Raw genomic sequence first — 25,216 nt, forward strand, 5'->3', positions numbered from 1 at the left:
ACTGACTTAGTGGTCCTCTATCTGCTACTATTTGCAACCTGATATTTTCTAAGTGAACTGTATTTGTGAACCGAACGCGCGTTAAAATTTGTGGTATTACGAATGTAGAAGATGCTCAAGCGGCTATTAATGCCGGAGCTGATTCTCTTGGTTTTGTTTTTTATGCGCCAAGCCCCCGTGCTGTAGAGGTAGAACAAGCAGCCAATATTATTAAAAAAATACCTGCGTTCGTAACAACCACAGCACTTTTTGTGAATGCAGAGCGAGAATACATTGATCGAGTTATCGAACAAACTCGTATAGATTTACTTCAATTTCATGGTGATGAAACTGAAGCGTTCTGTAACAGTTTTAGCCGCCCGTACATCAAAGCTGTACGGATGAAGCCAGAACTGGATTTAACAGAGACGGTGGAACAATTCACATCAGCGCAGGCTATTCTGCTGGACGCTTATCGTCCGGGTGTTCCAGGTGGAACTGGTGAAGCCTTCGACTGGGATCGTATTCCAACACCTCATCCAGCTACGATTATTCTTGCTGGGGGGCTTAACTGTGAGAATGTAGCAGAGGCTGTTCAAACCGTTAAACCTTACGCGATAGACGTGAGTGGTGGGGTAGAGAAGAGTAAAGGTATCAAAGATACCGACAAAATTAATAGATTTATAAATGAGGTAACCCGTGCCAACTAATATCGATCTTAAAGCACTTGCTCAGTTGCCCGATAGTAAAGGCCACTTTGGCCCTTACGGTGGTCGTTTCGTATCTGAAACTCTAATGGCTGCACTTAAGCAGTTAGAAGAAACTTATGAGAAGTTGTGGCGAGATCCAGCGTTCCAGGAAGAATTTGATCGTGATCTGGCACATTATGTTGGACGCCCTTCGCCTTTGTATCATGCGAAGCACCTTTCAGAAAAAGTAGGTGGTGCACAAATTTACCTGAAACGTGAAGACCTCAACCATACGGGTGCTCACAAGGTTAATAATACAATTGGTCAGGCGCTTCTGGCTAAATACACTGGCAAGCCGCGTGTTATCGCAGAGACAGGTGCTGGTCAGCATGGTGTTGCTACAGCAACGGTTGCTGCTCGTTTAGGCTTGGAATGCCAGGTTTATATGGGCGCTGAAGATGTTCAGCGTCAGGCGCTTAACGTTTATCGTATGAAGCTTTTAGGCGCAGAGGTTATTGCGGTTGAATCGGGTACTCGTACGCTTAAAGATGCCATGAATGAGGCGATGCGTGATTGGGTGACCAACGTTGATAATACTTTCTATATCATCGGTACTGCAGCGGGCCCACACCCATACCCTAAGTTGGTTCGTGACTTCCAGTGTGTAATCGGTCGTGAAGCACGTCAACAGTGCTTGGATCAGACAGGTCGTTTACCTGATGCACTTGTGGCATGTGTAGGTGGAGGTTCAAATGCAATAGGCCTATTCCACCCATTTATCGAAGATGCTGATGTTAAAATGTATGGCGTTGAAGCGGGCGGTTATGGTGTAGAAACGGGGCAACATGCAGCGCCACTATCTGCAGGTAGCCCAGGTGTACTTCATGGTAACCGTACATATTTAATGTCTGACGAAGGTGGTCAGATCATCGGTACTCACTCTGTATCTGCTGGCCTTGATTACCCAGGCGTTGGCCCAGAGCATGCGTACTTAAAAGATACTGGACGCGCGACTTATGTTGATGCGACAGATGATGAAGCTATGGATGCTTTCCGCGCACTAACACGCGTAGAAGGCATTATGCCGGCAATTGAATCAAGCCACGCGGTTGCTTATGCAATGAAACTGGCTAAAGAGATGGATAAGGATCAGACGATTGTTGTGAATTTGTCTGGTCGTGGTGATAAAGATATTCATACGGTCGCACAGATCGATGGCATCAATATTTGATTTGTGTGAGGGATAAATAAATGAGTCGTATTGCTACAAGCTTTGCAAAGCTTAAATCTGAAGGTCGTAAAGCTTTAATCCCTTATGTAACTGCAGGCGATCCTGCACCGGAAGTTACAGTAGGTTTACTACACGCTATGGTTGAAGCGGGTGCCGATGTTATCGAATTGGGTATCCCATTTTCAGATCCAATGGCAGACGGTCCCGTTATCCAACTAGCTTGTGAGCGTGCGTTGACACATAACGTGCGTTTACTTGATGTGTTAGAAATGGTGGCTGAGTTCCGTCAGAAAGATAATGAAACGCCAATCGTTTTGATGGGTTACCTTAACCCGATTGAAATTTTGGGTTATCAGCGCTTTGCTGAAGAAGCGAAGAAAGCAGGTGTAGATGGTGTATTAACCGTTGATCTTCCGCCTGAAGAATCAGGTGAGTTCAACGAGATCATGCGTGAGCATGATATTGACACCATCTACCTATTGGCGCCGACTACTGAAGAGGAGCGTATTAAATACGTTTGTGAGAACGGTAGTGGTTACCTGTACTACGTATCAGTGAAAGGGGTTACAGGCTCCGCTTCACTTGATGTTCAGGCTGTAGCTGACAGACTAGACGTCGTTCGTAAATATACTGACATTCCTTTAGGTGTAGGTTTCGGCATCAAAGATGCTGAATCAGCTACTGCCGTGTCAAAAGTTGCGGATGGTGTTATTGTCGGCAGTGTTTTAGTTAATAAGATTGCATCTCTAGTAAAAGATCAGGGCAAAATTGCTCCTGAGGTAGCTGCAATTATCAAAGATATGCGTCAAGCAATGGACAGCTAATAAGGTTTTAAAATAATGAGTAACTGGCTGGAAAAAATTGTTCCTTCTCTTGTTCGTTCAGAGAAAAAGCGCTCGAATATCCCTGAGGGCTTGTGGAAAAAGTGCCCTAAGTGTGAATCCGTTCTTTACCGCCCTGAGTTGGAAAAGAACCTGAATGTTTGTCCTAAGTGCGACCACCATATGCGCCTTAATGCGCGTCGTCGTCTTGAATTGTTCTTAGATGAAGATAACCGCCAAGAGCTGGCTACAGATGTAGAGCCTATCGATCGTCTGAAGTTTAAAGACTCTAAGAAATATAAAGACCGTTTAAGTGCGGCTCAGAAAAGTACCGGCGAAAAAGATGCATTGATCGCTATGCGCGGTGAGCTAGAAGGTTTACCTGTTGTTGCCGTTGCATTTGAATTCAGCTTCATGGGTGGTTCCATGGGTGCGGTTGTAGGTGAGCGTTTTGTTCGCGCTGCAAACATCGCTCTAGAAGAGAACATTCCACTGATCTGTTTCTCTGCATCGGGTGGTGCGCGTATGCAGGAAGCGTTGTTCTCCCTATTCCAGATGGCGAAAACAAGTGCGATTCTAGAAAAGCTACGTCTACAAGGTACGCCATATATCTCTGTTCTTACAGACCCTGTATATGGTGGTGTATCTGCATCTCTAGCGATGTTGGGTGACTTGAACGTCGCTGAACCTAAAGCGCTTATGGGCTTTGCGGGACCTCGTGTAATCGAACAAACAGTTCGTGAAAAATTGCCTGAAGGTTTCCAGCGCAGTGAGTTCCTTCTAGAGCACGGTCAGGTTGATATGATTATTAACCGTGGCGAAATGCGCTCTCGTTTGTCTCGTATTTTGCGTAAGCTAACCAATCAAAGCCCGCTACCTCCTGTAGAAACAGTTGAGGGTGAGGTTGTTTTTGAGGAAGAGCCTGCGAAACCTGAAGCAGAGTAATTGCTCAAGGTAGTAAAAATGGCCGACGTGAAAACGCCGGCCTTTTTGGTTTCTGGTGATTGTTAAAAGTTGTTGGTCTTATGAATACCGCTAATCAAAAAATGAATCTTTCTGAATGGTTGTCTTGGATGGAACAATGCCATCCGTCTGAAATCGAGCTAGGTTTAGGACGCGTTAGCCAAGTTGCTGAAAAGCTAAAGATTGATCTGTCTGCATCAACCGTTGTCACTGTTGCAGGTACAAACGGAAAAGGCTCAACGATTAGTTACTTGAACAGCATCTACCAACAGGCTGGATACAGTGTTGGCTGCTACACATCTCCTCATTTTATCGACTATAACGAGCGAGTTAAGTTAAACGACCAAAATTCGACTGACCAACAATTGTGCGATGCTTTCGAAAAAATTGACCAAGCGCGCGGTCAGATACCACTGACTTATTTCGAGTTTGGCACTCTAGCTGCCTTAGTTATTTTTTCTGAAACGAAACCGGATCTGGTTCTGCTTGAAGTAGGCTTGGGTGGCCGTTTAGATGCAGTAAACATTATTGATGCGGACATTAGTGCGGTCACGACCGTTTCTATTGACCATGTCGATTGGTTAGGTGATAACCGCGAAGTAATTGGTCGTGAGAAATCAGGTATTTTCCGAGCATCTAAGCCTGCGATCTGCGGTGATCTCAATCCTCCAAAGTCAGTAGCTATTTATGCTGATGAAATTGGAGCAAATCTGCATCAATCTGGTGTTGATTTTACTTATGAAGAAAGCGGCGAGCTTTGGTGCTGGCAAGGAAAAGATGCACAAGGCCAGTCTAAATCGATCACTGACCTTAAACAGCCAGAGCTGCCAATTCAAAATGCGGCTACCGCAATTAAAATTGTTCAGCATATTCCGTTATCAATTTCGGATGAGCAGATTAAAACAGGAATTCAGCAAGCAGTGCTAACAGGTCGTATGCAACATGTAGAACAAGACAATCTACATTATTGGCTAGATGTTGCCCATAATCCTGAAGCTGCAGAGCTTTTAAGCGATCGTATCCAAGGGTTGTCAGGCGATGTGTATCTTGTTTTGGGAATGTTGGCGGATAAAGATTGCCAGCAAGTGATAGATACTTTGTCACCTGTGGTAAAAGCTACCTATCTTTCTGACATCAATGTTCCGCGAGGACAGAAGGCCGCAGAGTTAGCAAAATTTTTCCCAAGTGAAGCTTCGGTTCTGCAATTTTCATCAGTTAAAGCGGCAATTGATGCGGTTCGAATAGACACTAATCCAAATGACAATGTTATTATTGCGGGATCATTCTTTACCGTCAGTGATGCGTTGACGATTTTGGCAAGGAAATAGCTGATGCAGCAGAAAGTAAAATACCGCTTAGTAGGGTTTGCAGTGATTCTTATCTCTGCTGCGGTGATCTTTCCTGTTTTTTTTGACGGTGCAGGCTATAAAGAGCGTCACCTTCAGTCGGAAATACCTCCAGGCCCTGAACGTCCAGAAATCGTACGTATTGAGCCACAAAATAAACCGCTGCCAGATACCTCTAAACCAGCTGAGCCTAAACCACCGGTTGAATTACCTAAGCCGCCTAAGCAGGTGAAGCAGGTAATCGAGAAGATTGAAAAAGAGCAAAAGGTTGAGCTAGAAATTCATAAAGATCAGCCTGTACTTGACCAAGAAGGTGTTCCAGTGGCTTGGACGCTGCAGCTTGCTAGTTTTAAAGATGAAGCTAATGCTAAGAGCTTGCGTAAGCAACTAATCGGTGAAGGGCACAAAGTCTTTACTCGTAAACAGGGTGAATTGATTAAGGTTTATGTAGGGCCTGAATTCCAAAAGAGCCGATTAGAGTCGCTTAAGCTGTCACTGAAAAAAGATTTTGGATTGAATGGCATTATTGTTCGTTTTACTACGCAATAATAAAGCGTGAAGCGATCCTATAAACTCTGTTAAAATGCGCGCAATTTCTTACTGAGCTGTAAAGATGAACTGGGCTGACTGGACCATACTAAGCATCATTGCGATATCAAGCCTTATGAGCTTAAGGCGAGGCTTTGTTCGAGAAGCACTTTCCCTGATCACATGGGTAACGGCTTTTATCGTTGCGCGCCTATTTTCACAGTCATTGTCAGTTCTGTTAGAAGCTTATATTCAAACGCCGTCAGTACGTTTAGTCGCAGCGTTTGCTATCCTCTTTATAGCCACTCTTGTTGTTGGAGTCATGATCAATAAACTGATCGGTGCGCTCGTAGAAGCAACGGGGTTGTCTGCAACTGACCGTATTCTTGGAATCGGATTTGGTGCAGCACGAGGTGGTTTAATTATCGTGGCTATAGTCGCGCTGATTGGAATGAGCCCAGCGGTTGAAGATCGCTGGTTCAAGGAATCACAATTGATTCCACACTTTTTACTTATGGAAGCATGGACCAAAGAGACAGCGAGCGAAGTGGGTCGCTTGATCTGGAATGCGGGACGCTAAATTTTTCTTTTGTTAGTTTGCACTTTGAGGTGAGTTTTAATGTGCGGCATTGTTGGCATCGTAGCCAAATCTAATGTAAACCAGACTATTTTTGATGCTCTGACTGTTCTACAACATCGTGGACAGGATGCAGCGGGCATGGTTACTTGTGAAGGTAACCGTTTCTTCTTACGCAAGGATAATGGCCTGGTAAACGAAGTATTTCGTACCCGCCATATGAAACGTCTGGTAGGTAACGTGGGCATCGGTCACGTTCGTTACCCTACGGCCGGTAGTTCTAGCTCGGCTGAAGCGCAGCCGTTCTATGTGAACTCTCCATACGGTATCGCGTTAGCTCATAACGGCAACCTGACAAATGCAGAAGATGTAGCTGAACAAATGTTCCGTGCTGATCTGCGTCACATCAACACAACATCTGATTCAGAAGTGTTGTTGAACGTATTTGCTCACGAACTTCAGCGTCAGGGCAAACTGCAGCCGCAAGCTGAAGATATGTTTGAAGCGGTTCGCCGTGTTCACGAGCGTTGCAAAGGTGGTTATGCCGCTGTAGCAATGATTACGGGTTACGGCATGTTGGCGTTTCGTGATCCTCACGGTATTCGCCCGCTGACTTACGGTAAGCGCGAAACTGAAGAAGGTACTGAATATATGGTAGCTTCTGAAAGTGTTGCTTTGGATATCTCTGGTTTCGAGCGAGTTCGTGATATCGAGCCAGGCGAAGCGATTTACATCGATATGGAAGGTAACGTTTCTACCAAGCTTTGTGCGGATAACACGCAGCTTGCGCCGTGCCTATTCGAATACGTATACCTAGCGCGTCCGGATTCGATCATCGATGATGTAAACGTACATATTTCTCGTATGCGTATGGGTAAGAAGCTTGCGGAGAAGGTTTTACGTGAGCGCCCAGACCACGATATTGATGTGATTATCCCAATCCCAGATACAAGCCGTACCTCTGCTATGGAGATGGCTAAAGATTTGGGTGTTACGTTCCGTGAAGGTTTTATCAAAAACCGTTACATCGGTCGTACTTTCATCATGCCAGGTCAGACACAGCGTAAGAAGTCAGTTCGCCGTAAGCTGAACCCAATCGGTATGGAATTTAAAGATAAAGTTGTCATGTTGGTTGATGATTCTATCGTACGTGGCACGACCTCTAGCCAGATTGTTCAGATGGCTCGTGATGCTGGTGCTAAGAAAGTTTACTTCGCATCTGCTGCACCAGCGGTTAAATACCCGAACGTATACGGTATTGATATGCCAGCTGCGGAAGAGCTTATCGCTCACGGCCGTACAGATGATGAAGTTGGTGAAGAGATTGGTTGTGACTGGATGATCTACCAAGAGCTAGATGATCTAAAAGCATCTGTATCTGAAGGGAACCCTGAGATTACGGCGTTCGATACCTGTGTATTTGATGGCAAATACGTAGCGGGTGATATTGATGAGCAGTATCTTGAGCGCTTGAAGGCTGCCCGTAACGACGACGCTAAAGGCAGTAATAACAAAAAGGTTGAGAGTAACGAATCCTCTAACCTTTGTAGCAAGATCGATTAAGGAGCAATAGTCGATGTCTATTTCTGATTACGAACGCGCTGAGCGTATCCAGTTCGAGCCTTCAGAAGGTTACGATCTGGAAACACTGGCTTTGCGTTCAGGTCAGCACCGTTCCCTAGAAGGGGAGCACAGTGACCCAATCTACCCGACATCAAGCTATGTCTTCTCAAGTGCGCGTGAAGCAGCTGCACGTTTTGGTGGTGAAGAGGAGGGTAACATTTACTCTCGCTTCACTAACCCAACTGTACAGTTTTTTGAAGAGCGCATCGCTGCACTAGAAGGCGGAGAAAGAGCAGTCGCAACAGCTTCTGGCATGGCGGCAATTCTTAGTACCTGCCTATCGTTAATGCAAAATGGCGATCATGTTGTTTGTTCGCGCAGTGTATTTGGTTCTACTGTATCTCTGTTTGATAAGTACCTTACACGCACAGGCATCAAAGTTTCTTATGTTGACCCAACTAATCTAGATAGTTGGGAATCTGCAATTACAGAAGAGACTAAGATGCTGTTCTTAGAGACGCCGTCTAACCCTTTATCTGAGCTAACAGACGTTGCAGCAGTTGCCGAGATTGCACATAAGTACGATGCATTGTTGGTCGTTGATAACTGCTTCTGCACACCGATGCTTCAGCAGCCATTGAAGCAAGGTGCAGACATCATTATTCACTCCGCGACTAAGTACCTTGATGGTCAAGGTCGTTGTGTTGGTGGTGTGGTTGTCGGCAGCGATAAGCACATGGAAGAAGTGTTTGGCTTTATCCGTACTGGCGGTGCTTGCTTGAGCCCGTTCAACGCGTGGGTTTTCCTTAAAGGCTTAGAAACGCTGAAGCTGCGTATGGATGCACACTGCAATAACGCAATGGAGATGGCTAAATGGTTAGAAGAGCAAGATGGCATTGATCGTGTCTTCTACTCAGGCCTTCCAAGTCATCCGCAGCACGAGCTAGCTAAGAAGCAGCAAAAAGGTTTTGGCGGTGTGCTTTCCTTCGAAGTGAAGGGCGGTAAAGAGGCAGCATGGCGCTTTATTGATGCGACTAAGATGGTGTCTATCACAGGTAACCTAGGTGATGTGAAAACAACAATCACACACCCAGCGACCACTACTCACGGTCGTATGACCCCTGAAGCGCGTTATGAAGCGGGCATCAAAGACAACTTGGTTCGCCTTTCTGTAGGTATCGAATCGATCGAAGATCTTAAAGCAGATATGCTTAGAGGTCTTGCAGCGGTTTAATTACTGCAGTTAAGATCTAAAAAAGCGGCTTTCGGGCCGCTTTTTTGTGTCTCAAATAAAGTGTCTAGGTGCTTTTCTGGCTTAAATTAATATCACCAATCTCCACATCTTTAGATAGTGACATAATCATTTCTATCGAGGTGATGATATCTGAGATCGGGATAGGGGCATGATCAGGCATACGGCCCTCTTTTATGTCCATCAGTACCTCCTCAGTGCCTACATTGCCGGGGTTTATCGCGGTAAAGCCAATACTTTCTTGTTTTAGCGCACTCCTAAGGCTTTGTATTGCTCCGCGAAGGCCGAACTTGCTTGCAGCATAAGCGACTTGCTCTGAACCTATATTTTCTAAACCTGATATAGCACCTAGATAGATGGCTCTTGGGTTAGAAGCGCGTGCTAGGTTTGATGCGATAGCCTTAGTGAGTTCGATGGGCGCAACAAGGTTCACCTGCATGATCTGCTGCGTTTCTTCGTATTTGGTCTTTCTGAAGTCAAAGTCGTCGGTGAAGCCTTCATCCTCCCAAATTCCGCTGGAATAGATCAGGGTGTCAATAGGTTGCTCCCCTAGCTGAGCTGCAATCGTTTTTATTTCTTCTTCCACGGAAAGGTCTGCACGAATCCATTCGCAGTTTTTAGATGGGCTTCGAGATACACCTATAACGTTGTGGCCAGCGTCAGAAAAGTACCTTGTTAGCTCTTCACCAATACCTCGGCTGCTACCAACAATCAAAACTGTCTTCATCAAATTGCCATCCATATACTGTTGTAGGGTATCTCGTTTATCGTTAAGTCTTATAACCGTTTAACTTTGATATAAATATTCATTTCGACAAAGCCATCTTTCCTTGTATCGTTTAGATAGTGGGCAATAGGTGCTAAGTCATCGGGCTCAAAGCCGCTGTTAGGGAGCCAATGAGAGTAGAGCTCCATATAGAAATTACTTACTTTATCACCGTCTCCTTTGTAATAAGCAGAGGCATATTGTCCGGACGGAATAGTTGTTACTTCAAATGGTTCGCTCACCGGCGTGTCGTCTTGAATTTGAACGCAAGCATCGTAACGGCAATGCTCAGTCGGCGTGATCATAGGGTTATCATGGCAGATAGCAAAGCGATGGTTTTCAAAATTTTGTAATTTCAGGCTTCTAGCCCAGTTATCCAGTTTATCCCAAGTTTCAAAAATGGCGGGAACGTCATATCCCTTTGGTGCTGTCAGATAAGCGATGCGTTTAGCTTTAAGTTGTTCAATGGCTACTTGCATGAGTATTTCCTCTAATTTGTCAGGATCAAACTTCACTTGGTCAGTGACAAATTGAGAGTACAGATCGCTTGGATTGAATACTTTTCCATACTTGCTAGTTAGTTTTCCAATCTTGCTATCTTTGATTTCGCTTGGGTTCCTTATTTGACTAGGGGTGATGCCGAAGTAATTTTTAAATGCTTTTGAAAAGTTAGCGCTAGAGGAGTAACCGCCGGCGTTGGCTACTTCGGTAATGCTCATTTCCTTATGGCAAATTAGTCGATTAGCAGAGGCTTCCATCCTTTTGCGGATGATAAAGTCATTAACGGTTTCACCTGTGAGGGCGTGAAAAATACGGTGAAAATGAAAAGGGGAGAAGCAGCTAACTTGAGCAATCTTATCTAAATTTAATTGCTGCTCTAGGTTTGAGCAAATGTATGTGGTTGCTAGATTTATTCGGCGTAAATACTCTTTGTTCGCCTGTTTCTTATTCATGTTTACTTTTCACTAATACCACTTGTTGCTTAGTTTCTACGTACCCTAGTTCTTGATAAAACTTGTGGGCCGATTTACGAATCGAATTGGCCCGAATTCGAATGCTATCCACTTGGTGCGACAACCAACGTTCAGCTGTTTTAACTAATCCTTTGCCTAAGCCATATCCTCGGTGTTCTTTATCAACAACGAGGCTTACGATCTCACCTTGAGCGCCTTCAGCTAAGCGAATATCTATAATGGCAGAGATACAGCCTACAACAGCGCCATTTAGCTCAGCGATAAAAATCTCCCCTCTGGCCTTATGAACAGCTTTGATATTTGTAAGCAGGGATTCTTCTGAGTGGGTGTACCCTAATTGCTTCATCAGGGCGATTAAGGCCTGAAGATCCTTTTCTTGGTATGTACGATGGATAGGTTCCATTAATTGACTATATCGCAGGTTTTCTTTGGTCAGGCTGCAAAGCAAACCCTCAATCAGGCAGAAATTCCACTTCTGTTTGGTATTCCGCGCCATCAGCTTTCAAAATACTGCTTTTAAGTTGGAAAGCGTTAACCTCTATGTTCGCAGTGAACCCCAATCCTTTATGGCTTACCTCACTAACCACATGTGAGGTTAATCTTTTGCAGCGTCCTAGCGTGATATGAGGCGTGTATTTTCGTTGTTCTAGCTCTATGCCAAGCCCTCTAATTTTGTGACTTAGCGACTTTTGTAAACGTTTTAAGGGTTCAGATTCTTCTATACCTAACCAGATAATTCCCGATTTGAAATAGCCTATCTTCTGTAGACGAAGCTCAAAAGGTTCAAAACTGATTTCAGATACCGTTTCAATTATCTCTTCCAGATGTTGATGGGGCTGATCGCCGATGAACACTAAGGTGATATGCAGTTGATGACTCGCGGTCCAGCGTACTTGTTCGAGTTCAGGGCAATAGAGTTCGGTAATGCGATCCTGAAGATCTTCAGGCAAATCGATAGCTAGGAATAGGCGCATAGCAAAAACTAAAAAACACAGCTTATGGTAGTTTTTATCTTAGTAAATCATAGGTGGGCTTGGAAGGATTGTTACAAAACTTGTTAAAGCGAACTTTAAAGTCATCTAGTCATTTTTATCACCTCCATAGCAGCTTATAATAACCGTCCTTTTTTATTCCTATAGATAGTCTGCTTTGAAAATTGTCTTAGCCCCGATGGAGGGCGTTGTTGATTACACTATGCGTGATCTGTTAACACAGATTGGAGGCATAGATCACTGTGTTACAGAGTTCTTGCGTGTAAGCGATAGTGTTTTACCTGCGAAGGTGTTCCGACGTTTATGTCCAGAGTTACATAATGGGGGTAAAACACCTTCAGGCACGCCTGTTATCCTGCAATTGCTTGGAAGTGATCCAAGTGTTCTAGCCGGTAATGCACGCAAAGGTGCAAAACTCGGTGCACCGGGGATAGATCTAAATTTTGGCTGCCCAGCCAAAACGGTGAATCGAAGTAAAGGCGGAGCTGTTCTATTAGACACGCCAGAACTTGTCCATGATATCGTAAAGGCGGTAAAACAAGCTGTTCCTGCAGAAACCCCTGTATCGGCAAAGATGCGTTTAGGCAATAAAGATAAATCCTTGGCGATGGAAAACGCTCATGCGATTGCAGAAGCGGGCGCCGATAGCTTAGCTGTACATGCTCGAACAAAACTCGAAGGCTACAAACCACCAGCTCACTGGGAATGGATTGCAAGAATTCGTGAGGCGATAGATATCCCAGTCGTTGCTAACGGCGAGGTATGGAACTGGCAAGATTTTCAACGTTGCCGTGAGGTGAGTGGTTGCGACACGATTATGATCGGTCGTGGTCTTATTGCTAAGCCAGATTTGGCTAAGGTCATTAAACATCACCTTGCTGATGAAGAGGTGGGCAGCTATAACTGGACTGAGGTAGTGCCGTTTATAGAGGCTTATTTAAACCGTATTGAGCGAGATATAGCTCCGAAATATGTGCATGGCCGTATAAAACAGTGGCTAAGTCATTTACAAAGAGAGTACAAAGAAGCAGAAATGCTTTTTCAGAAAGTTAAAAAATTAAAGGAACCTTCTGAGCTTAGGCTTGCCCTACAAGACTGATAAATCACAAGTGGATCATCGGAGAGATTAAAATGGCATCTTGGTTAAGTCCTGCGTCTAAACTCATGGGTAGTATTAAATACCCAGCAAAGTTCAGTCTAGTCAGTGTTCTATTTTTGATACCGCTTGTACTAACTGTAACCTTGTATTGGCAGGAGTTGAGTCAACGTATTGATTTGACTAAAAAGGAGCTTAGGGGGATCGAGGTAATCCGTTTAACAGAACCTCTAGTGCTGAATATCGGTCAGCATAGAGGGCTCACAAATGCTTTGCTTAATGGTAATTCGAGCGTTGAATCTAAAGTGTTGGATCGACGTAGCAAAGTAGACCAAGCGTTAACCCAGCTGAGATCAGGCACGACTGATGTTAGTGCAAATACCAAAGCTATTATCGCATCTCTTGAAAAACAGTGGGGTCGTATTAAATCAACGATTGGCCAGTCTGATCCAGTAGCTATCTTTGAATTACATAACGAATTCGCAGCTTCAGTTAGAAGCTTTAATGAAGTTATCTTGCGCGAATTTTCACTAGAACTTGATCCTAACTCAGATACTACTTTCATGATCGATAACGTAGCTATTATCTTGCCACAGATTATCGATGAAGCAGGTCAGCTGCGAGGTAAGGCTTCAGGAGTCGCAGCTAGAGGTGCTTTTACACCCGACAGCTATATCTATATCAACAACCTGATAGGTCGTTTAGACAAAACCTACCCTGAGCTAGGAAGCGGCGGGGCGATGACCGAGTTAGAGTCAATGCACACAGATCTCAAGGCTGCGGAGAAAGCGGTTGGAAGCTACATCGCATATATCCAGATCAATGTCACTGAACCAGACAGCATCGCTGTTAACTCCAATGATGTGTTTTCAGAAGGTACGACAGCGATTAAGCAGGTGCTGAATTTATACAAGATGATGTTGCCGGCGTTGTATGAAAAACAACAGGGATATCTGTCTAAACAGGTCAATAGTCGTAACCTTGTTTTGGCAGTAATCTTAGTAACAGTATTTCTTGCGATCTATCTATTTGTGGGTTTCTATCGGTCAACTATCGATACTATGGATCGATTCCAGGAAGCTGCGGATCGATTGGCATCTGGGGATCTCTCTTCTCGCCTTGATCACACAGGCAAGGATGAAATGTCCGCTATATCTGAAGGTCTGAATAAAGTTGCGGAAGGCTTTGAATCTTTGGTTAGGGAAACTAAAAGTGCAACTAATTTGGTTACTAACAGCTCTTCGCGACTTTCTAAAGAATCTTCTCAGACTCGAGATGGCGTTGCTCGTCAGAAAGAAGAGACTGCGCATATTGCTGAAGGGGTGGGTGAATTAGCTAGCAGTGCTTCAGAAATTGCGATGAACACCAATCAGGCGTCTAACACCACTCAGGAAGTTAATGAAATGGCTTCTGAAGGCTTGCTGGTGGTTCAGAAAACAACATCATCTTTTAATGAATTAGCTACTGACGTTTCCAAGACAAGCGCTGTTATAAGCGAATTGGATCAGGATGTTAAGAGCATCCATGCAGTATCTAGTGTGATCAGTGATATTGCAGATCAAACCAACTTGCTCGCCTTAAATGCAGCGATTGAAGCAGCACGTGCAGGCGAGCAGGGGCGTGGATTTGCAGTTGTAGCTGATGAAGTCAGAACGCTCGCACAACGTACGCAGGATTCTACAGGAGAGATTCGTGAGAACCTGCAGAAGCTAACTGATTGTGCGAAACGTGCAGTAGAGCTGATGCAGCATACTAGTAGTTCAGTATCAGAAAATGTTTCTGAAATGGCACGTGCTAGTGAAGTACTGCAACAGATTGATAGTTCTCTATCTGAGGTTAATCAGATGAATTCTGGGATTGCCGCAGCTGCCGAGCAGCAAAGTGGTCTGGTAAATCATCTGCATGAAAGCTTGGCTGCTATTTCTGAAAGTGCAGATACATCTGAAGGGGCTGCTAGAAATACTTCTTCTTTAGCGGAAGATATGGCGAACTCTGCATCTCATTTAGAGAGTACGCTATCAAAATTCCGAGTAAGTTAGTTCCGCTGTAACAGATCAATGCCCGCTTAATAGCGGGCTGTATCCCTGAAATTTTCTACGGGAATAAGCCAAACACTACTTTTTATAAAAATCATTCTATTAAGGATAATTGAATGAACGTGATCTCTCATTTCTACCGGAAGTAGCCTAACTTTATAGCGTGTCACTTAAGTGTCATGAAAGTGGTTTATAAATTAATTGAGCAGGCAGTGACATGGTCTGCTCCAATCAGTGAGTGGTAGCACTATGAACCTATATGATCTGTCAGGCTCGGGACCAGATTCAGAAAAGTTCGACCCGTTACTCTCTACTGATCAGTTTCGCATTGAACGTATTATCTCTCATGCCCACGCAACCCCCGAAGGGGAATGGTACGACCAAGCTTGGGATGAGTGGGTATTGGTTATTTCTGGTAGCGCGGGGATTCGTACTGCAAATCCAGATCAAGAATTCACACTTAATGCAGGTGACAGTTACAGTTTCCCTGCACATCAACGACACCGTGTTGAATGGACTGGTTCCGATCAGCCAACGATATGGCTCGCTGTTCACTACAATGAATCTAAGGAGGTTGAATCATGACAGCCAAAATTAGCTTTGTTCTGAACGATATTACCCAATTGAACGTTGATGCGATTGTTAATGCTGCGAACAACAGTTTGTTGGGTGGTGGAGGCGTAGACGGTGCTATTCATACTGCAGCTGGACCCGATTTGTTAGCTGAGTGTCGCACGCTTAATGGCTGTGACACGGGTAAAGCGAAAATTACCCAAGGTTATCGCCTTCCTGCTCAATACGTGATTCATACGGTAGGGCCAGTTTGGCGGGGTGGTAATCATGGTGAGTCTGCACAGCTAGAAGCTTGTTATCGTAACGCGATGGCTGTGGCCAACGAAAACAAACTCAAAACAATCGCATTTCCGGCGATTAGTTGCGGTGTTTATGGTTATCCCTTAGAGCAGGCAGCCGAGATTGCGTTATTAGCGGTTAAGAGTGAATTGAAAAAAGGGACAAGCGTAGAATCGGTTGTCTTTTGCTTGTTCAGTGATGAACTGCTTTCTGTATATCAAGAGGCTTCTTCTAAACTTCCTGAAGCCATTAAAAAAGGAGGCAACATGGCCTCCTTTTTCGTAATAGAACACTGTCAGTATTAGTGTTCGATCTGGATCTGGCGTGGTTTCATCGCTTCAGGGATTTCATGAATCAGATCAACATGAAGCAAACCGTTTTCCATAGAGGCTTTAGTCACTTTTACGTGATCCGCTAGCTGGAAACGTCTTTCAAAATTGCGCGCTGCTATACCTTGGTAAAGGTATTGGCGATCTTGAGTTTGTTCTTTCTTCTGGCCCGTAATCGTCAGAGTGCCGCTTTCACTTTGAATATCTAATTCGTCTTTTTCAAAGCCTGCCACAGCCATGGTAATACGGTAATTATTTTCTCCAAGTAGTTCGATGTTGTATGGAGGAAATGAAGGCTGATTGTCGTTGCGGTTAGCATTATCTAGCATGTTAGCTAGACGGTCAAAACCAATGGCAGAACGGTATAGTGGAGATAGATCGAATTCACGCATCTGTATATCCTCATCAAGCAATATATCTAAATTTTAAAGTATGGCCCCTCTCTTGAGCGAGCCGTTAACCGACCTCTTTTGAGCCTCGGTTAACTATTTAGATAATGTCACTTGATGAGAATTCAAGCGTAAGGGGATTATTTTTCTTCTTCAACGTTAAATCGATCAACGTCGTTGGTGATTTCTACATCAACATCGTGCGAAGGAATGCGGTAATCGTGCACACGTTCCCATGCGTCTGAGCCAGGAACACGTTCCCAAACTGTACCAGCATTGTAGGTAACCAGTTCACTCAAGGATGGGTCTAGGCGGCACATCTTTTCTACTGGGACAGGAAGAAGGTTGGAAAGTTGATCTTCCAAAAACTCTTCAGTTTCATAACCAGTAAACATGCGCCAGCCTGTGTCGTTTAAGTGTTCAGGAACTGTCTTGTACATAAAACGAATAGGCAGAGTTTCATCAAAACAAAGCTTTGAAACCAGCGCTAAGAAGCCGTTTTTGGTTTGGTTAGTTTCCGATTCAGTAGTTTTAGGCGTATCAACGTCAACAGATTTCATGAGCACTCAAACAGTAATAATTAATAGCCTTTCTATTTTAAACGCTGATTGGGCCCTATACCAGCCGCTAAAAGGTTAAGAAAATGGATGTTTTTATGCTTTTCCGACTAAAGGGATAGAAATCAGTCTGAACGTCGAATCAGTCATGCTAGAATACGCCACTTATACAGATTGACCTGCTAGGAATAAATGAATGGCCAAAGGTAAAAAGTACGATTTTCAGTTAGTAGCCGAAGGGGAAACTTGGAGCGCTAAAATCTTGCGTCAGGCAAGTGCACGTAAAACAGTTATCTCCAAGCAGCAGGATGGCTTTGCGACTGAAGATGAGGCCAAGGTTTGGGCTGAAGCTGAATTAGAGCAGTTTATGAGCCAGCAAGTTGAGCGTAACAAGCGTAAAGCGGAAAAGCGCGAAGAACGTGCAGAAATTGAAGCTCGTCAAGCTGAAGCAAGAGCACGATTTGAAGACGAAGAGTAATCTTTGTTGGATTTTCCTATTAGCCAGTTCTGTCTAGATGAGTATTGCTTCTTCAGCAAGGATTCTAGTAACGGTCACAATAACCCCTAGCTGAATAGATAGGGGTTATTCGTTTTTAACATCAAATACCCTTATATCAGTGAGCATTAACGCTCTTTATCTACCTTCGATAACTTTAGTTGTTCTATAAGCCTTCCTTAACAATCAAGACTACGGTATTCTTTCCTGTATAAATAACCAGTAAATTTGTTTGATGCTGATATTAGGAATAGATCCAGGCTCACGTATCACCGGTTACGGTGTAATTAACTGTGTTGGCAATAAAAATGAGTATGTTGCCAGCGGTTGTATTCGTATTAAGGGCGAAGAGTTACCTGAGCGTTTGCAGCAGGTATATACAGGAGTGTCTGAAGTAATTGAGCGTTATTGTCCGCAAGAGTTTGCTATTGAGCAGGTTTTTATGGCGCGTAATGCTGATTCTGCTCTGAAGCTGGGGCAGGCACGTGGTGTAGCTATCGTAGCAGGTACTAATGCGGAATTGCCGGTTTATGAATATGCTGCTCGAAAAGTTAAGCAGTCGGTCGTAGGTAAAGGTTCGGCGGATAAATCACAAGTTCAGCACATGGTGGCGCATATTTTAAAATTACCCGGCTTACCTCAAGCCGATGCTGCCGATGCCCTCGCAATTGCGCTCTGCCATGCGCATACTCGTAATAGCTTAATTAAAACATCAGGTTCTATGTCTAGTCGCAATGCCAGTTGGAGGCGTCAATAAACGTCATGAATGAGATGGCTTACGCTGATTTCATCTATATAGCTGATCTAATTGGAGTTGCCGTTTTTGCAACAGCAGGAGCTTTGGCTGCTCAAGGTAAGCAATTAGATATTCTAGGAGTGGTTGTTTTAGCGATAGTGACGGCTTTAGGTGGCGGCACTATTCGAGATATCACCTTAGATATTCATCCAGTTGTTTGGGTAGCAGATACTTCCTATTTGTGGACTGCCATTATCTCTGCGGTCGTTGCTTTTTTCGTTTGTCGATATATTCAGTATCCTAGGCGCACATTGCTGGTACTGGATGCTATGGGATTGGCACTGTTTGCAGTGTTAGGTGCTGAAAAAGCCTTAGGCCTTGGTTTGCCACCGATTATTGTGGTGATGATGGCCGTTATTACAGGATGTGCAGGAGGTATGATTCGAGACCTTCTGACGGGACAAATACCACTTATATTACAGCGAGATGGTGAACTTTATGCGACCTGCGCATTAGCTGGTTCGGTATTTTTTGTGGTTTTTCAGTCGTATATTCCAGGACAGCCGGTTGCGCTGATCTCTATGGTAATTATCTTTGTATTGCGTATGGCTGCGATGTTCGCAGATCTCAGATTACCTGAATTTATTGTGGCAGGTCATAAGCTAGAAAAATTGGATAAGGATAAAAAATAAGTGATTGGTCGATTAAAAGGTGAGTTGTTAGAAAAGCAACCTCCACAGTTAGTGATTGATATAAATGGTGTGGGCTACGAAGTGGAAGCTTCTATGAACACATTTTATCGATTGCCTGAAGTTGGATTGCAGGTAACCCTCTTCACTCACTTTGTCGTGCGAGAAGATGCGCAGTTACTTTATGGTTTTATCGATAAGCAGGAGCGTTCGCTTTTTAGAACTTTGATTAAAGCTAATGGCGTTGGCCCTAAACTCGCAATTACGATCCTTTCAGGCATTTCCACTGCTGAGTTTGTACGTTGTGTAAATGATGGTGATACCGCCTCTTTAGTTAAATTACCGGGTGTTGGTAAGAAAACAGCTGAGCGCTTAATCGTAGAGATGAAAGACAAAATTAAAGCGCTTGGCTTGGAATCTTCGGATGAATTTCAGCTGTCTGCAGCGGATGGCCCGGATATGGCGTCATTTGAGGCGGTTGGTGATAATCGTTCGGAAGCAGAAAGTGCATTGGTTGCGTTGGGCTACAAGCCTGTTCAGGCAACTAAATCGATTGAGCAAGCTCATAAGTCTCTTGGGTCTGGGGCAAGTTGCGAAGATCTTATTCGTGTCGCTTTACGCGCCATGGTTGGGTAATAGAGTAAATAGTTATGATTGAAGCTGATCGTTTTATTTCGCCTTTAAGTAATCCTGTGGAGGAGGCACATGATCGTGCTATTCGCCCTAAATCTTTAGAGGATTATGTTGGCCAGCCTGTTGTTCGTGAGCAGATGGAGATCTTTATCCAAGCGGCGAAGATGCGTAATGAAGCTTTGGATCATACTTTGATTTTTGGCCCTCCAGGTTTGGGAAAAACAACCTTAGCTAACATCATCGCGAATGAGATGGGCTCTGAGATCAAAACCACTTCTGGCCCTGTGCTTGAGAAAGCAGGGGATCTTGCTGCGTTGTTGACCAATCTTGAGCCTAATGACGTTCTATTTATCGATGAGATTCACCGTCTAAGTCCGAATGTCGAAGAGGTGTTGTACCCAGCTATGGAAGACTATCAGCTGGATATCATGATCGGTGAAGGCCCTGCAGCGCGCTCGATAAAGTTAGAGTTACCGCCATTTACTTTGGTGGGTGCTACAACGCGAGCAGGGTTGCTGACATCTCCATTGCGAGATCGTTTCGGTATTGTGCAACGATTAGAGTTCTATAACGTTGAAGATCTGACCAGTATTGTTGCTCGTTCTGCAGATTTATCTGGAACTAATATCGATACGCAGGGTGCGTGCGAAGTGGCAAAGCGTTCTCGCGGTACGCCGCGTATTGCTAACCGACTGTTACGCCGTGCGCGAGATTATGCAGAAGTAAAAGGTAATGGTGTTATTGATAATGATATCGCCGATCGTGCCTTGAATATGCTTAATGTCGATCATCATGGTTTTGATCATCTTGACCGTCGTATGCTGCTGACTATGATCGAAAAGTTTGGTGGTGGTCCGGTAGGTGTGGAAAGCCTTGCTGCTGCGATTAGTGAAGAGCGCGACACCATAGAAGATGTTTTAGAGCCTTACCTTATTCAGCAAGGGTTTGTCATGCGCACGCCGCGTGGTCGAGTGGTGACCGATCACGCTTATCAGCACTTTGGAATTGATAAACCCAAAGAGTCTTAAAATACGATCTGGATCAATAAACCCTATAATAAATAGGATTTGTTGGTTAATCTGACATCAATCAAGGTACGACAGAAGAAAAGCCGTCTAATATGCCTGCCAAATAACTGAAAAAAATAACAGGTAGCAATTATGACGGCCATACTTCGTAATGCAGAGATCACTGCATTCCGACTTGAGCTTAATCGTTTACTTATCCAGCTTAAAGCCGAGCTTGAAGAAGAGTTGCGAGATCAGATCTCATCTGCTTCCGTGTCTGAAGTGCGAGATATCGGTGAAGAAGTGGAACATACAGTTGAGTTGGAGCGTCAATTTGAAACGCTCCAGCGTCATCATGATGAGATTGCTGAATGCCAAGCTGCACTGAAGCGTATTGATGAGGGTAGTTTTGGTGAATGCATCAACTGTGGTGAAGAGATTGAGCTTACGCGTCTCAAAGCTAATCCTACAGCATCACGCTGTATTCGCTGCCAATCTATACATGAGTCTTCGTTAAAGAAAATCGCTTAAATTTATTCGCCAGCTATCTGTTCTGGTAGCTGGTAATTCTCTTCTCAAACAGCTGATTCAAACGCTGGTTTTCCCTTGTATTAATTGCCATGACTGTTATTGTTGTGCCTTCATTTTTTTATCTATTAAGTGGATGGAACTTATTGGTTTTTGAGGAATCTCAAAGCCGGTAAATTATATCCAGTAAGAAATTTTTAGAGGGAAGTGCTGTGGTCGAAAAAATGTCGATCTGGAGTCTAGTTGCCGACGCAAGTATCGTGGTTCAACTAGTAATGTTAATGCTTTTATTAGCGTCAGTGCTTTCTTGGGTGATGATCTTTCAACGCCAATCGGTGTTAGGTAGTGCGCGTAAATCACTCCGTAACTTTGAAGATCGCTTCTGGTCAGGTGTCGATCTAGGACAGCTATTCCGTGAGATTAATCACGAACCAAATTCTGACTGTGGTGCAGAGAATATCTTCCGCGCAGGTATCAAAGAATACACGCGCCTAACTCAGCAAGCAGGCTATGATCCAGATTCAGTCATGGATGGTGTACAGCGTAGTATGCGTGTAGCGCTAGCACGTGAAGAAGATAAGCTAGAAAAGCACTTGCCATTCCTTGCAACTGTCGGTTCTACCAGTCCTTATATCGGCCTCTTCGGTACAGTATGGGGGATTATGAATTCCTTCCGTGGTTTGGCGAATGTTCACCAAGCGACTTTATCGGCTGTAGCACCAGGTATTGCTGAAGCCTTGATCGCTACAGCGATTGGTCTATTTGCTGCGATTCCAGCGGTAATTGCCTATAACCGTTACTCTGCACAGGTTGAGTATCTGTTAGGTAACTACGAAACTTTTGCTGACGAATTCTCTTCTATCTTGCATCGTCGTATGCACGCATCCAACTAAGCGGGTGTGATCGATGATCAGACGGCATAAGAAAAAACGTAAGTTAAACGCTGACATCAATGTAGTGCCCTACATTGATGTCATGATGGTGCTATTGGTGATCTTTATGGTTACAGCGCCGATGCTGACACAAGGCGTTAATGTTGATCTGCCTAAAGCAGCGGCGGAGCCTGTGGATGACGAAGATAATGAACCGGTTATCGTGACGGTTAATGCGGAAGGTGAGTACTTTATCGATATTGGAGGTGACCCTAAAGAAGCGGTTACGGCTGATGTTGTTCAGGATCGTGTGGCTAAAGTTTTAGCAAGCAACCCTAAGAAAATGCTGCTGGTACGTGGTGATCGTAATGTAAGTTACGATTCAGTTGTGCAGTTGATGGTTTTGCTACAGCAAGCAGGCGCGCCGAGCGTAGGCTTGGTGACGGAGTAGGGGTTGATTTTGCGACCGGGTAGTTATCTTCTTCCTACAGTCCTTGCTGTCATACTTCATATCTTTGTTGTGGTTTTGTTGGCGCAGAGCTGGTTTGAACATAAAGAAGAGGAGCGTAAAGTCCCTCGTCATGTTCAAGCGCAGATTGTTGATCTAACCGCGCTATCTGCTCAGCGTAAAGAAGCCTCTGAAGCTAAGGCTAAGCAGAAGGCGGATCAAATCCGCAAAGCTAAAGAAGATAAGAAGCGTAAAGCGGACGAAAAGCGTAAACAGGAAAAAGCTAAGAAAGAAGCTGAAAAGAAAAAACAGCTAGAGAAAAAGAAAGCTGAGGCTGAAAAGAGGCGTAAAGCTGACGAAAAACGTAAAAAAGAAGCAGCTAAAAAGAAAGCTGAGCAAGATCGTTTAAAGAAAGCTGCAGCTGAGAAGAAGCGTAAAGCCGACGAAAAGAAACGTAAAGAGGCCGAGAAAAAAGCGGCCGAAGAAAAGAAAAGAAAAGCTCAAGCCGCTGCGAAAAAACAAGCAGAAGAAAAAGCCCGAAATGAAGCGCTAATGCAGGCGTTGGAGGCGGAAGAAGCGGCTTTGCAAGCTGAAGAGCAGCGTGCTGCTGCGATGAGTTATGAGGCGTATATAGTTTCGCAGATTACCCGTAACTGGCGTCGATCACCGACTGCACGAAATGGTATGGTGGTAGAAATTACCGTACATTTCTTACCATCAGGTCGTGTAAATGATTTGTATGTAAGTAAATCGAGTGGTGATGCACGCTTCGATAACGATGCATTGCGTGCGATTGAGCGTGTGCAAGTATTTGAAAAGCTTCAGGAGATGGATTCGATTGTGTTTGATCGATACTTCCGTAAGCGTGTATTGCGTTTCCGTCCTGAAGATCTACGGAATTAAGCCTGTTTTTAATTGGTATGGCGGCTATGTGTTTAAGGAGAACTAAATGAACAGAGTTTTACAGCGAGTAATAGCTACATTTGCGCTGTTGTTTTCGGTTTCCGTAATCGCTGAAGGTGATTTGGCAATTGAAATTACCCAAGGTATTGATGAACCAACGCCGGTTGCTGTAGTGCCGTTTTCTTGGGATGGTAGCTTTGCTCTGCCGGAAGATATTGCAAAGATTGTATCTGATGATTTGGGCCGTACAGGTCTATTCTCAATGATGGATCGCCGCAATATGCTTAGCTTTCCGAACAAACGCGATCAAGTTTACTTCCGCGATTGGCGCGTCAGCAAAACTGAGTTTCTACTGATTGGTCGTCAACTGCCATCTGAAGGTAAAGAGCTAAAAGTAGAATTTGAACTTTACGATGTGTTGAAAGAGCAGCAGCTATTAGCAGAACGTGTATCTGGTAGCCAAGCGAATATGCGTGATATTGCTCACTACATCTCGGATATGGTATACGAAAAGTTAACCGGTGTTCGCGGTGCATTCTCAACTCGTATCGTTTACGTAACGGCACAGCAGTTTGGCAATGGCAACGGTCGTTATCGTTTGAAGATGGCTGATTCCGATGGGGCTCGTCCAATTACGATTCGTGAACAGAGCGAGCCGTTGATGTCTCCAGCTTGGTCTCGTGATGCATCCAAATTGGCCTATGTGTCTTTTGAGTCCGGTAAGCCTGCTATCTACATCCAGTATTTAGCGACAGGTAAACGCGAGAAGGTTCAGTCGTTCCGAGGTTTGAATGGTGCGCCTGCTTGGTCACCTGACGGTAATAAACTTGCGATAGTGTTATCTAAAGATGGTAACCCAGAGGTTTATGTTCTAGACCTGCGTTCACGCAGCCTAGCGCGAATTACCCACCATTATGGGATTGATACGGAGCCTTCTTGGTCGCAAGATGGTCAGTCACTTATCTTTACCTCTGATCGTGGTGGTCAACCGCAGATCTATCGTATCCATCTGCCAACGCGCCAGTTAGAGCGAGTAACTTACGAAGGCAACTACAACTCGCGCGGTCGTTTGACTCAGGATGGACGTTTCTTGGCGATGGTTCACCGTGGTGTAGATAATGTATTCAGAATTGCAGTTCAGGATCTTAAAACAGGCCGTTTAGATATCCTGACTGACACCTTTTTAGATGAGTCCCCAACTATTGCACCGAATGGCAGCATCATTCTGTATGCAACCCAAAAAGGTGTAAGAGGGGTCTTGGGCGGCGTTACCTTAGATGGGGGCGTACGCTTCATTTTACCGTCAAGTAGTGGTGATGTTAGGGAACCGGCATGGAGCCCCTACTTGCAATAAAAGTTTATAGACATTAACTTATGTTCAGATTTGGACATGGCGGCATTCAATAATATTTTGCTTGCTGGGAAGACCAGCAAATATACAGGAGTGATCAATGCGAGCTTCCAACGTAACTAAAGCAGCTGCACTAGCGTTATCCGTAGCATGGGTAGCAGGTTGTTCTACAGGTGGTTCATCTACTGAAGGTGGCGCAACTACGGGTACTGATACTGGCACTACACAAGGTGTTAATCAGGGTTCTGTTTCTGGTTCTTCAATGGATTCAGTTGCTAACCTACAGACTGTTTTCTACTTTGATTTCGACAAATCAGTAGTTAAAGCAGGTGGTTTTGCTGATCTAGAGAAGCATGCAGCTTACCTTGCTGCTAACCCATCTGTTCAAGTTGTACTGGAAGGTCATGCAGATGAGCGTGGTACTCGTGAGTACAACATCGCATTAGGCGAACGTCGTGCTAAAGCGGTTTCTCGTTTCATGCAAGTTAACGGTGCATCTGCTTCTCAGATCGAAACTGTTAGTTTTGGTGAAGAAAAACCAGCGATTTTGGGTCACAGCGAATCTAGCTGGAGCCAGAACCGTCGTGTGGAACTGAAGTACGTATCTCGTTAA

30 protein-coding genes are annotated in these 25,216 nt (G+C 44.4%); 24 read left to right on the forward strand and 6 right to left on the reverse strand.

The features are described from left to right. Nucleotides 1–65 precede the first annotated feature (65 nt). The 9 genes from ACMXYR_RS06485 (at nt 66) to ACMXYR_RS06525 (ending at nt 8,931) form a co-directional block, all read left to right on the forward strand. Nucleotides 66–689 (forward strand): phosphoribosylanthranilate isomerase, encoded by a 624-nt coding sequence (locus ACMXYR_RS06485; RefSeq protein WP_415903372.1) that lies wholly within the window; start codon nt 66–68, stop codon nt 687–689. Further along, complete coding sequence (trpB, locus tag ACMXYR_RS06490) at nt 679–1,899, forward strand: tryptophan synthase subunit beta (protein WP_415891807.1); 1,221 nt, start codon at nt 679–681, stop codon at nt 1,897–1,899. The genes ACMXYR_RS06485 and trpB overlap by 11 nt, the downstream gene beginning before the upstream one ends. A 20-nt stretch (nt 1,900–1,919) precedes the next feature. Then, nucleotides 1,920–2,723 (forward strand): tryptophan synthase subunit alpha, encoded by an 804-nt coding sequence (trpA, locus tag ACMXYR_RS06495; protein ID WP_415903373.1) that lies wholly within the window; start codon nt 1,920–1,922, stop codon nt 2,721–2,723. Between the two features lie 15 nt (nt 2,724–2,738). Beyond that, nucleotides 2,739–3,665 (forward strand): acetyl-CoA carboxylase, carboxyltransferase subunit beta, encoded by a 927-nt coding sequence (accD, locus tag ACMXYR_RS06500; protein WP_415903374.1) that lies wholly within the window; start codon nt 2,739–2,741, stop codon nt 3,663–3,665. Between the two features lie 80 nt (nt 3,666–3,745). Continuing rightward, on the forward strand, nt 3,746–5,011 hold the full coding sequence (gene folC, locus ACMXYR_RS06505) for a bifunctional tetrahydrofolate synthase/dihydrofolate synthase (RefSeq protein WP_415903375.1): 1,266 nt from the start codon (nt 3,746–3,748) through the stop codon (nt 5,009–5,011). A 3-nt stretch (nt 5,012–5,014) separates the two neighbouring features. Further along, nucleotides 5,015–5,578 carry an SPOR domain-containing protein gene (locus ACMXYR_RS06510; RefSeq protein WP_415903376.1) on the forward strand — a complete coding sequence of 188 codons (564 nt, stop codon included), beginning with the start codon at nt 5,015–5,017 and terminating at the stop codon, nt 5,576–5,578. A gap of 64 nt (nt 5,579–5,642) precedes the next feature. Beyond that, a complete protein-coding gene (locus tag ACMXYR_RS06515) occupies nt 5,643–6,137 on the forward strand; it encodes a CvpA family protein (RefSeq protein WP_415881575.1) in 495 nt (164 codons plus the stop codon). Between the two features lie 39 nt (nt 6,138–6,176). Beyond that, nucleotides 6,177–7,697, forward strand: a complete 1,521-nt coding sequence (gene purF / locus ACMXYR_RS06520) for an amidophosphoribosyltransferase (RefSeq protein WP_415891801.1) — start codon at nt 6,177–6,179, stop codon at nt 7,695–7,697. Nucleotides 7,698–7,710: 13 nt separating this feature from the next. Beyond that, nucleotides 7,711–8,931 (forward strand): O-succinylhomoserine sulfhydrylase, encoded by a 1,221-nt coding sequence (locus ACMXYR_RS06525; RefSeq protein WP_415903377.1) that lies wholly within the window; start codon nt 7,711–7,713, stop codon nt 8,929–8,931. A 64-nt stretch (nt 8,932–8,995) separates the two neighbouring features. Here ACMXYR_RS06525 and ACMXYR_RS06530 read toward each other — a convergent pair whose 3' ends face one another. Genes ACMXYR_RS06530 through thpR form a run of 4 tightly spaced genes read right to left on the reverse strand, consistent with a single transcriptional unit; the run spans nt 8,996 to nt 11,663 of the window. Further along, nucleotides 8,996–9,676 (reverse strand): SDR family NAD(P)-dependent oxidoreductase, encoded by a 681-nt coding sequence (locus tag ACMXYR_RS06530; RefSeq protein ID WP_415903378.1) that lies wholly within the window; start codon nt 9,674–9,676, stop codon nt 8,996–8,998. A 50-nt stretch (nt 9,677–9,726) separates the two neighbouring features. Then, on the reverse strand, nt 9,727–10,668 hold the full coding sequence (locus ACMXYR_RS06535) for an AraC family transcriptional regulator (protein WP_415903379.1): 942 nt from the start codon (nt 10,666–10,668) through the stop codon (nt 9,727–9,729). Next, entirely contained in the window at nt 10,661–11,185 is a 525-nt protein-coding gene (locus ACMXYR_RS06540) for a GNAT family N-acetyltransferase (RefSeq protein ID WP_415903380.1), read from the reverse strand. The genes ACMXYR_RS06535 and ACMXYR_RS06540 overlap by 8 nt, the downstream gene beginning before the upstream one ends. Continuing rightward, nucleotides 11,142–11,663 carry an RNA 2',3'-cyclic phosphodiesterase gene (gene thpR, locus ACMXYR_RS06545; RefSeq protein WP_415903381.1) on the reverse strand — a complete coding sequence of 174 codons (522 nt, stop codon included), beginning with the start codon at nt 11,661–11,663 and terminating at the stop codon, nt 11,142–11,144. Before thpR ends, ACMXYR_RS06540 begins: the two co-directional genes overlap by 44 nt. A gap of 175 nt (nt 11,664–11,838) precedes the next feature. On the opposite strand from thpR, the gene ACMXYR_RS06550 reads away from it, so the two are divergent. The 4 genes from ACMXYR_RS06550 to ACMXYR_RS06565 all read left to right on the forward strand — a co-directional run bounded on the left by ACMXYR_RS06550 (nt 11,839) and on the right by ACMXYR_RS06565 (nt 15,970). Next, a complete protein-coding gene (locus tag ACMXYR_RS06550) occupies nt 11,839–12,780 on the forward strand; it encodes a tRNA dihydrouridine synthase (RefSeq protein ID WP_415903382.1) in 942 nt (313 codons plus the stop codon). Nucleotides 12,781–12,812: 32 nt separating this feature from the next. Beyond that, nucleotides 12,813–14,816, forward strand: a complete 2,004-nt coding sequence (locus tag ACMXYR_RS06555) for a methyl-accepting chemotaxis protein (RefSeq protein ID WP_415903383.1) — start codon at nt 12,813–12,815, stop codon at nt 14,814–14,816. Between the two features lie 246 nt (nt 14,817–15,062). Beyond that, on the forward strand, nt 15,063–15,398 hold the full coding sequence (locus tag ACMXYR_RS06560; protein ID WP_415903384.1) for a cupin domain-containing protein: 336 nt from the start codon (nt 15,063–15,065) through the stop codon (nt 15,396–15,398). Then, nucleotides 15,395–15,970: an O-acetyl-ADP-ribose deacetylase gene (locus tag ACMXYR_RS06565; RefSeq protein ID WP_415903385.1), complete on the forward strand. Its 576-nt coding sequence runs from the start codon at nt 15,395–15,397 to the stop codon at nt 15,968–15,970. Before ACMXYR_RS06560 ends, ACMXYR_RS06565 begins: the two co-directional genes overlap by 4 nt. Here the strand turns inward: ACMXYR_RS06565 and ACMXYR_RS06570 are convergent. Together ACMXYR_RS06570 and ACMXYR_RS06575 are read right to left on the reverse strand one after the other, a co-directional pair. Continuing rightward, nucleotides 15,967–16,386 (reverse strand): Hsp20 family protein, encoded by a 420-nt coding sequence (locus ACMXYR_RS06570; protein WP_415881564.1) that lies wholly within the window; start codon nt 16,384–16,386, stop codon nt 15,967–15,969. The two genes, ACMXYR_RS06565 and ACMXYR_RS06570, sit on opposite strands and share 4 nt — an antisense overlap. A 137-nt stretch (nt 16,387–16,523) precedes the next feature. After that, on the reverse strand, nt 16,524–16,943 hold the full coding sequence (locus tag ACMXYR_RS06575; protein ID WP_415903386.1) for a DUF2185 domain-containing protein: 420 nt from the start codon (nt 16,941–16,943) through the stop codon (nt 16,524–16,526). 193 nt (nt 16,944–17,136) lie between these two features. Between ACMXYR_RS06575 and ACMXYR_RS06580 the strand changes: the two genes are divergently transcribed. The 11 genes from ACMXYR_RS06580 (at nt 17,137) to pal (ending at nt 25,216) form a co-directional block, all read left to right on the forward strand. After that, a complete protein-coding gene (locus tag ACMXYR_RS06580) occupies nt 17,137–17,418 on the forward strand; it encodes a DUF3622 domain-containing protein (protein WP_415903387.1) in 282 nt (93 codons plus the stop codon). 253 nt (nt 17,419–17,671) lie between these two features. Continuing rightward, the gene (gene ruvC, locus ACMXYR_RS06585) at nt 17,672–18,193 is read left to right on the forward strand and encodes a crossover junction endodeoxyribonuclease RuvC (RefSeq protein ID WP_415888091.1); all 522 of its coding nucleotides are present in this window, start codon (nt 17,672–17,674) and stop codon (nt 18,191–18,193) included. A 5-nt stretch (nt 18,194–18,198) separates the two neighbouring features. Further along, on the forward strand, nt 18,199–18,864 hold the full coding sequence (locus ACMXYR_RS06590) for a trimeric intracellular cation channel family protein (RefSeq protein ID WP_415900802.1): 666 nt from the start codon (nt 18,199–18,201) through the stop codon (nt 18,862–18,864). Further along, complete coding sequence (gene ruvA / locus ACMXYR_RS06595; protein WP_415903388.1) at nt 18,865–19,497, forward strand: Holliday junction branch migration protein RuvA; 633 nt, start codon at nt 18,865–18,867, stop codon at nt 19,495–19,497. A gap of 14 nt (nt 19,498–19,511) precedes the next feature. Continuing rightward, entirely contained in the window at nt 19,512–20,522 is a 1,011-nt protein-coding gene (gene ruvB, locus ACMXYR_RS06600; RefSeq protein ID WP_415885036.1) for a Holliday junction branch migration DNA helicase RuvB, read from the forward strand. A 132-nt stretch (nt 20,523–20,654) separates the two neighbouring features. Beyond that, nucleotides 20,655–21,032, forward strand: a complete 378-nt coding sequence (locus ACMXYR_RS06605; RefSeq protein ID WP_415903389.1) for a TraR/DksA family transcriptional regulator — start codon at nt 20,655–20,657, stop codon at nt 21,030–21,032. A gap of 221 nt (nt 21,033–21,253) precedes the next feature. Further along, nucleotides 21,254–21,922 (forward strand): protein TolQ, encoded by a 669-nt coding sequence (gene tolQ, locus ACMXYR_RS06610; protein WP_415891016.1) that lies wholly within the window; start codon nt 21,254–21,256, stop codon nt 21,920–21,922. Nucleotides 21,923–21,935: 13 nt separating this feature from the next. After that, nucleotides 21,936–22,352: a protein TolR gene (gene tolR / locus ACMXYR_RS06615; RefSeq protein WP_415903390.1), complete on the forward strand. Its 417-nt coding sequence runs from the start codon at nt 21,936–21,938 to the stop codon at nt 22,350–22,352. Nucleotides 22,353–22,355: 3 nt separating this feature from the next. Beyond that, nucleotides 22,356–23,252 (forward strand): cell envelope integrity protein TolA, encoded by an 897-nt coding sequence (gene tolA / locus ACMXYR_RS06620; RefSeq protein ID WP_415903391.1) that lies wholly within the window; start codon nt 22,356–22,358, stop codon nt 23,250–23,252. A 46-nt stretch (nt 23,253–23,298) separates the two neighbouring features. After that, nucleotides 23,299–24,606, forward strand: a complete 1,308-nt coding sequence (gene tolB, locus ACMXYR_RS06625) for a Tol-Pal system beta propeller repeat protein TolB (protein ID WP_415903392.1) — start codon at nt 23,299–23,301, stop codon at nt 24,604–24,606. A gap of 97 nt (nt 24,607–24,703) precedes the next feature. Further along, nucleotides 24,704–25,216, forward strand: a complete 513-nt coding sequence (pal, locus tag ACMXYR_RS06630) for a peptidoglycan-associated lipoprotein Pal (protein WP_415903393.1) — start codon at nt 24,704–24,706, stop codon at nt 25,214–25,216.

This window comes from Neptuniibacter sp. QD29_5 (assembly GCF_047778125.1).
In the GTDB taxonomy this organism is placed as follows: domain Bacteria; phylum Pseudomonadota; class Gammaproteobacteria; order Pseudomonadales; family Balneatricaceae; genus Neptuniibacter.

Coding starts and splice junctions, on each gene's coding strand:
- accD (WP_415903374.1), top strand. CDS start 2,739: ATGAGTAACTGGCTGGAAAAAATTGTTCCTTCTCTTGTTCGTTCAGAG.
- tolB (WP_415903392.1), top strand. CDS start 23,299: ATGAACAGAGTTTTACAGCGAGTAATAGCTACATTTGCGCTGTTGTTT.
- tolQ (WP_415891016.1), top strand. CDS start 21,254: ATGTCGATCTGGAGTCTAGTTGCCGACGCAAGTATCGTGGTTCAACTA.
- trpA (WP_415903373.1), top strand. CDS start 1,920: ATGAGTCGTATTGCTACAAGCTTTGCAAAGCTTAAATCTGAAGGTCGT.
- ACMXYR_RS06535 (WP_415903379.1), bottom strand. CDS start 10,668: ATGAATAAGAAACAGGCGAACAAAGAGTATTTACGCCGAATAAATCTA.
- ruvC (WP_415888091.1), top strand. CDS start 17,672: ATGCTGATATTAGGAATAGATCCAGGCTCACGTATCACCGGTTACGGT.
- ACMXYR_RS06525 (WP_415903377.1), top strand. CDS start 7,711: ATGTCTATTTCTGATTACGAACGCGCTGAGCGTATCCAGTTCGAGCCT.
- tolR (WP_415903390.1), top strand. CDS start 21,936: ATGATCAGACGGCATAAGAAAAAACGTAAGTTAAACGCTGACATCAAT.
- ACMXYR_RS06565 (WP_415903385.1), top strand. CDS start 15,395: ATGACAGCCAAAATTAGCTTTGTTCTGAACGATATTACCCAATTGAAC.
- thpR (WP_415903381.1), bottom strand. CDS start 11,663: ATGCGCCTATTCCTAGCTATCGATTTGCCTGAAGATCTTCAGGATCGC.
- ruvB (WP_415885036.1), top strand. CDS start 19,512: ATGATTGAAGCTGATCGTTTTATTTCGCCTTTAAGTAATCCTGTGGAG.
- ACMXYR_RS06555 (WP_415903383.1), top strand. CDS start 12,813: ATGGCATCTTGGTTAAGTCCTGCGTCTAAACTCATGGGTAGTATTAAA.
- purF (WP_415891801.1), top strand. CDS start 6,177: ATGTGCGGCATTGTTGGCATCGTAGCCAAATCTAATGTAAACCAGACT.
- ACMXYR_RS06590 (WP_415900802.1), top strand. CDS start 18,199: ATGAATGAGATGGCTTACGCTGATTTCATCTATATAGCTGATCTAATT.
- ACMXYR_RS06540 (WP_415903380.1), bottom strand. CDS start 11,185: ATGGCGCGGAATACCAAACAGAAGTGGAATTTCTGCCTGATTGAGGGT.
- ACMXYR_RS06515 (WP_415881575.1), top strand. CDS start 5,643: ATGAACTGGGCTGACTGGACCATACTAAGCATCATTGCGATATCAAGC.
- ACMXYR_RS06575 (WP_415903386.1), bottom strand. CDS start 16,943: ATGAAATCTGTTGACGTTGATACGCCTAAAACTACTGAATCGGAAACT.
- ACMXYR_RS06510 (WP_415903376.1), top strand. CDS start 5,015: ATGCAGCAGAAAGTAAAATACCGCTTAGTAGGGTTTGCAGTGATTCTT.
- ACMXYR_RS06580 (WP_415903387.1), top strand. CDS start 17,137: ATGGCCAAAGGTAAAAAGTACGATTTTCAGTTAGTAGCCGAAGGGGAA.
- ACMXYR_RS06570 (WP_415881564.1), bottom strand. CDS start 16,386: ATGCGTGAATTCGATCTATCTCCACTATACCGTTCTGCCATTGGTTTT.
- ACMXYR_RS06530 (WP_415903378.1), bottom strand. CDS start 9,676: ATGAAGACAGTTTTGATTGTTGGTAGCAGCCGAGGTATTGGTGAAGAG.
- ACMXYR_RS06605 (WP_415903389.1), top strand. CDS start 20,655: ATGACGGCCATACTTCGTAATGCAGAGATCACTGCATTCCGACTTGAG.
- pal (WP_415903393.1), top strand. CDS start 24,704: ATGCGAGCTTCCAACGTAACTAAAGCAGCTGCACTAGCGTTATCCGTA.
- folC (WP_415903375.1), top strand. CDS start 3,746: ATGAATACCGCTAATCAAAAAATGAATCTTTCTGAATGGTTGTCTTGG.
- ACMXYR_RS06560 (WP_415903384.1), top strand. CDS start 15,063: ATGAACCTATATGATCTGTCAGGCTCGGGACCAGATTCAGAAAAGTTC.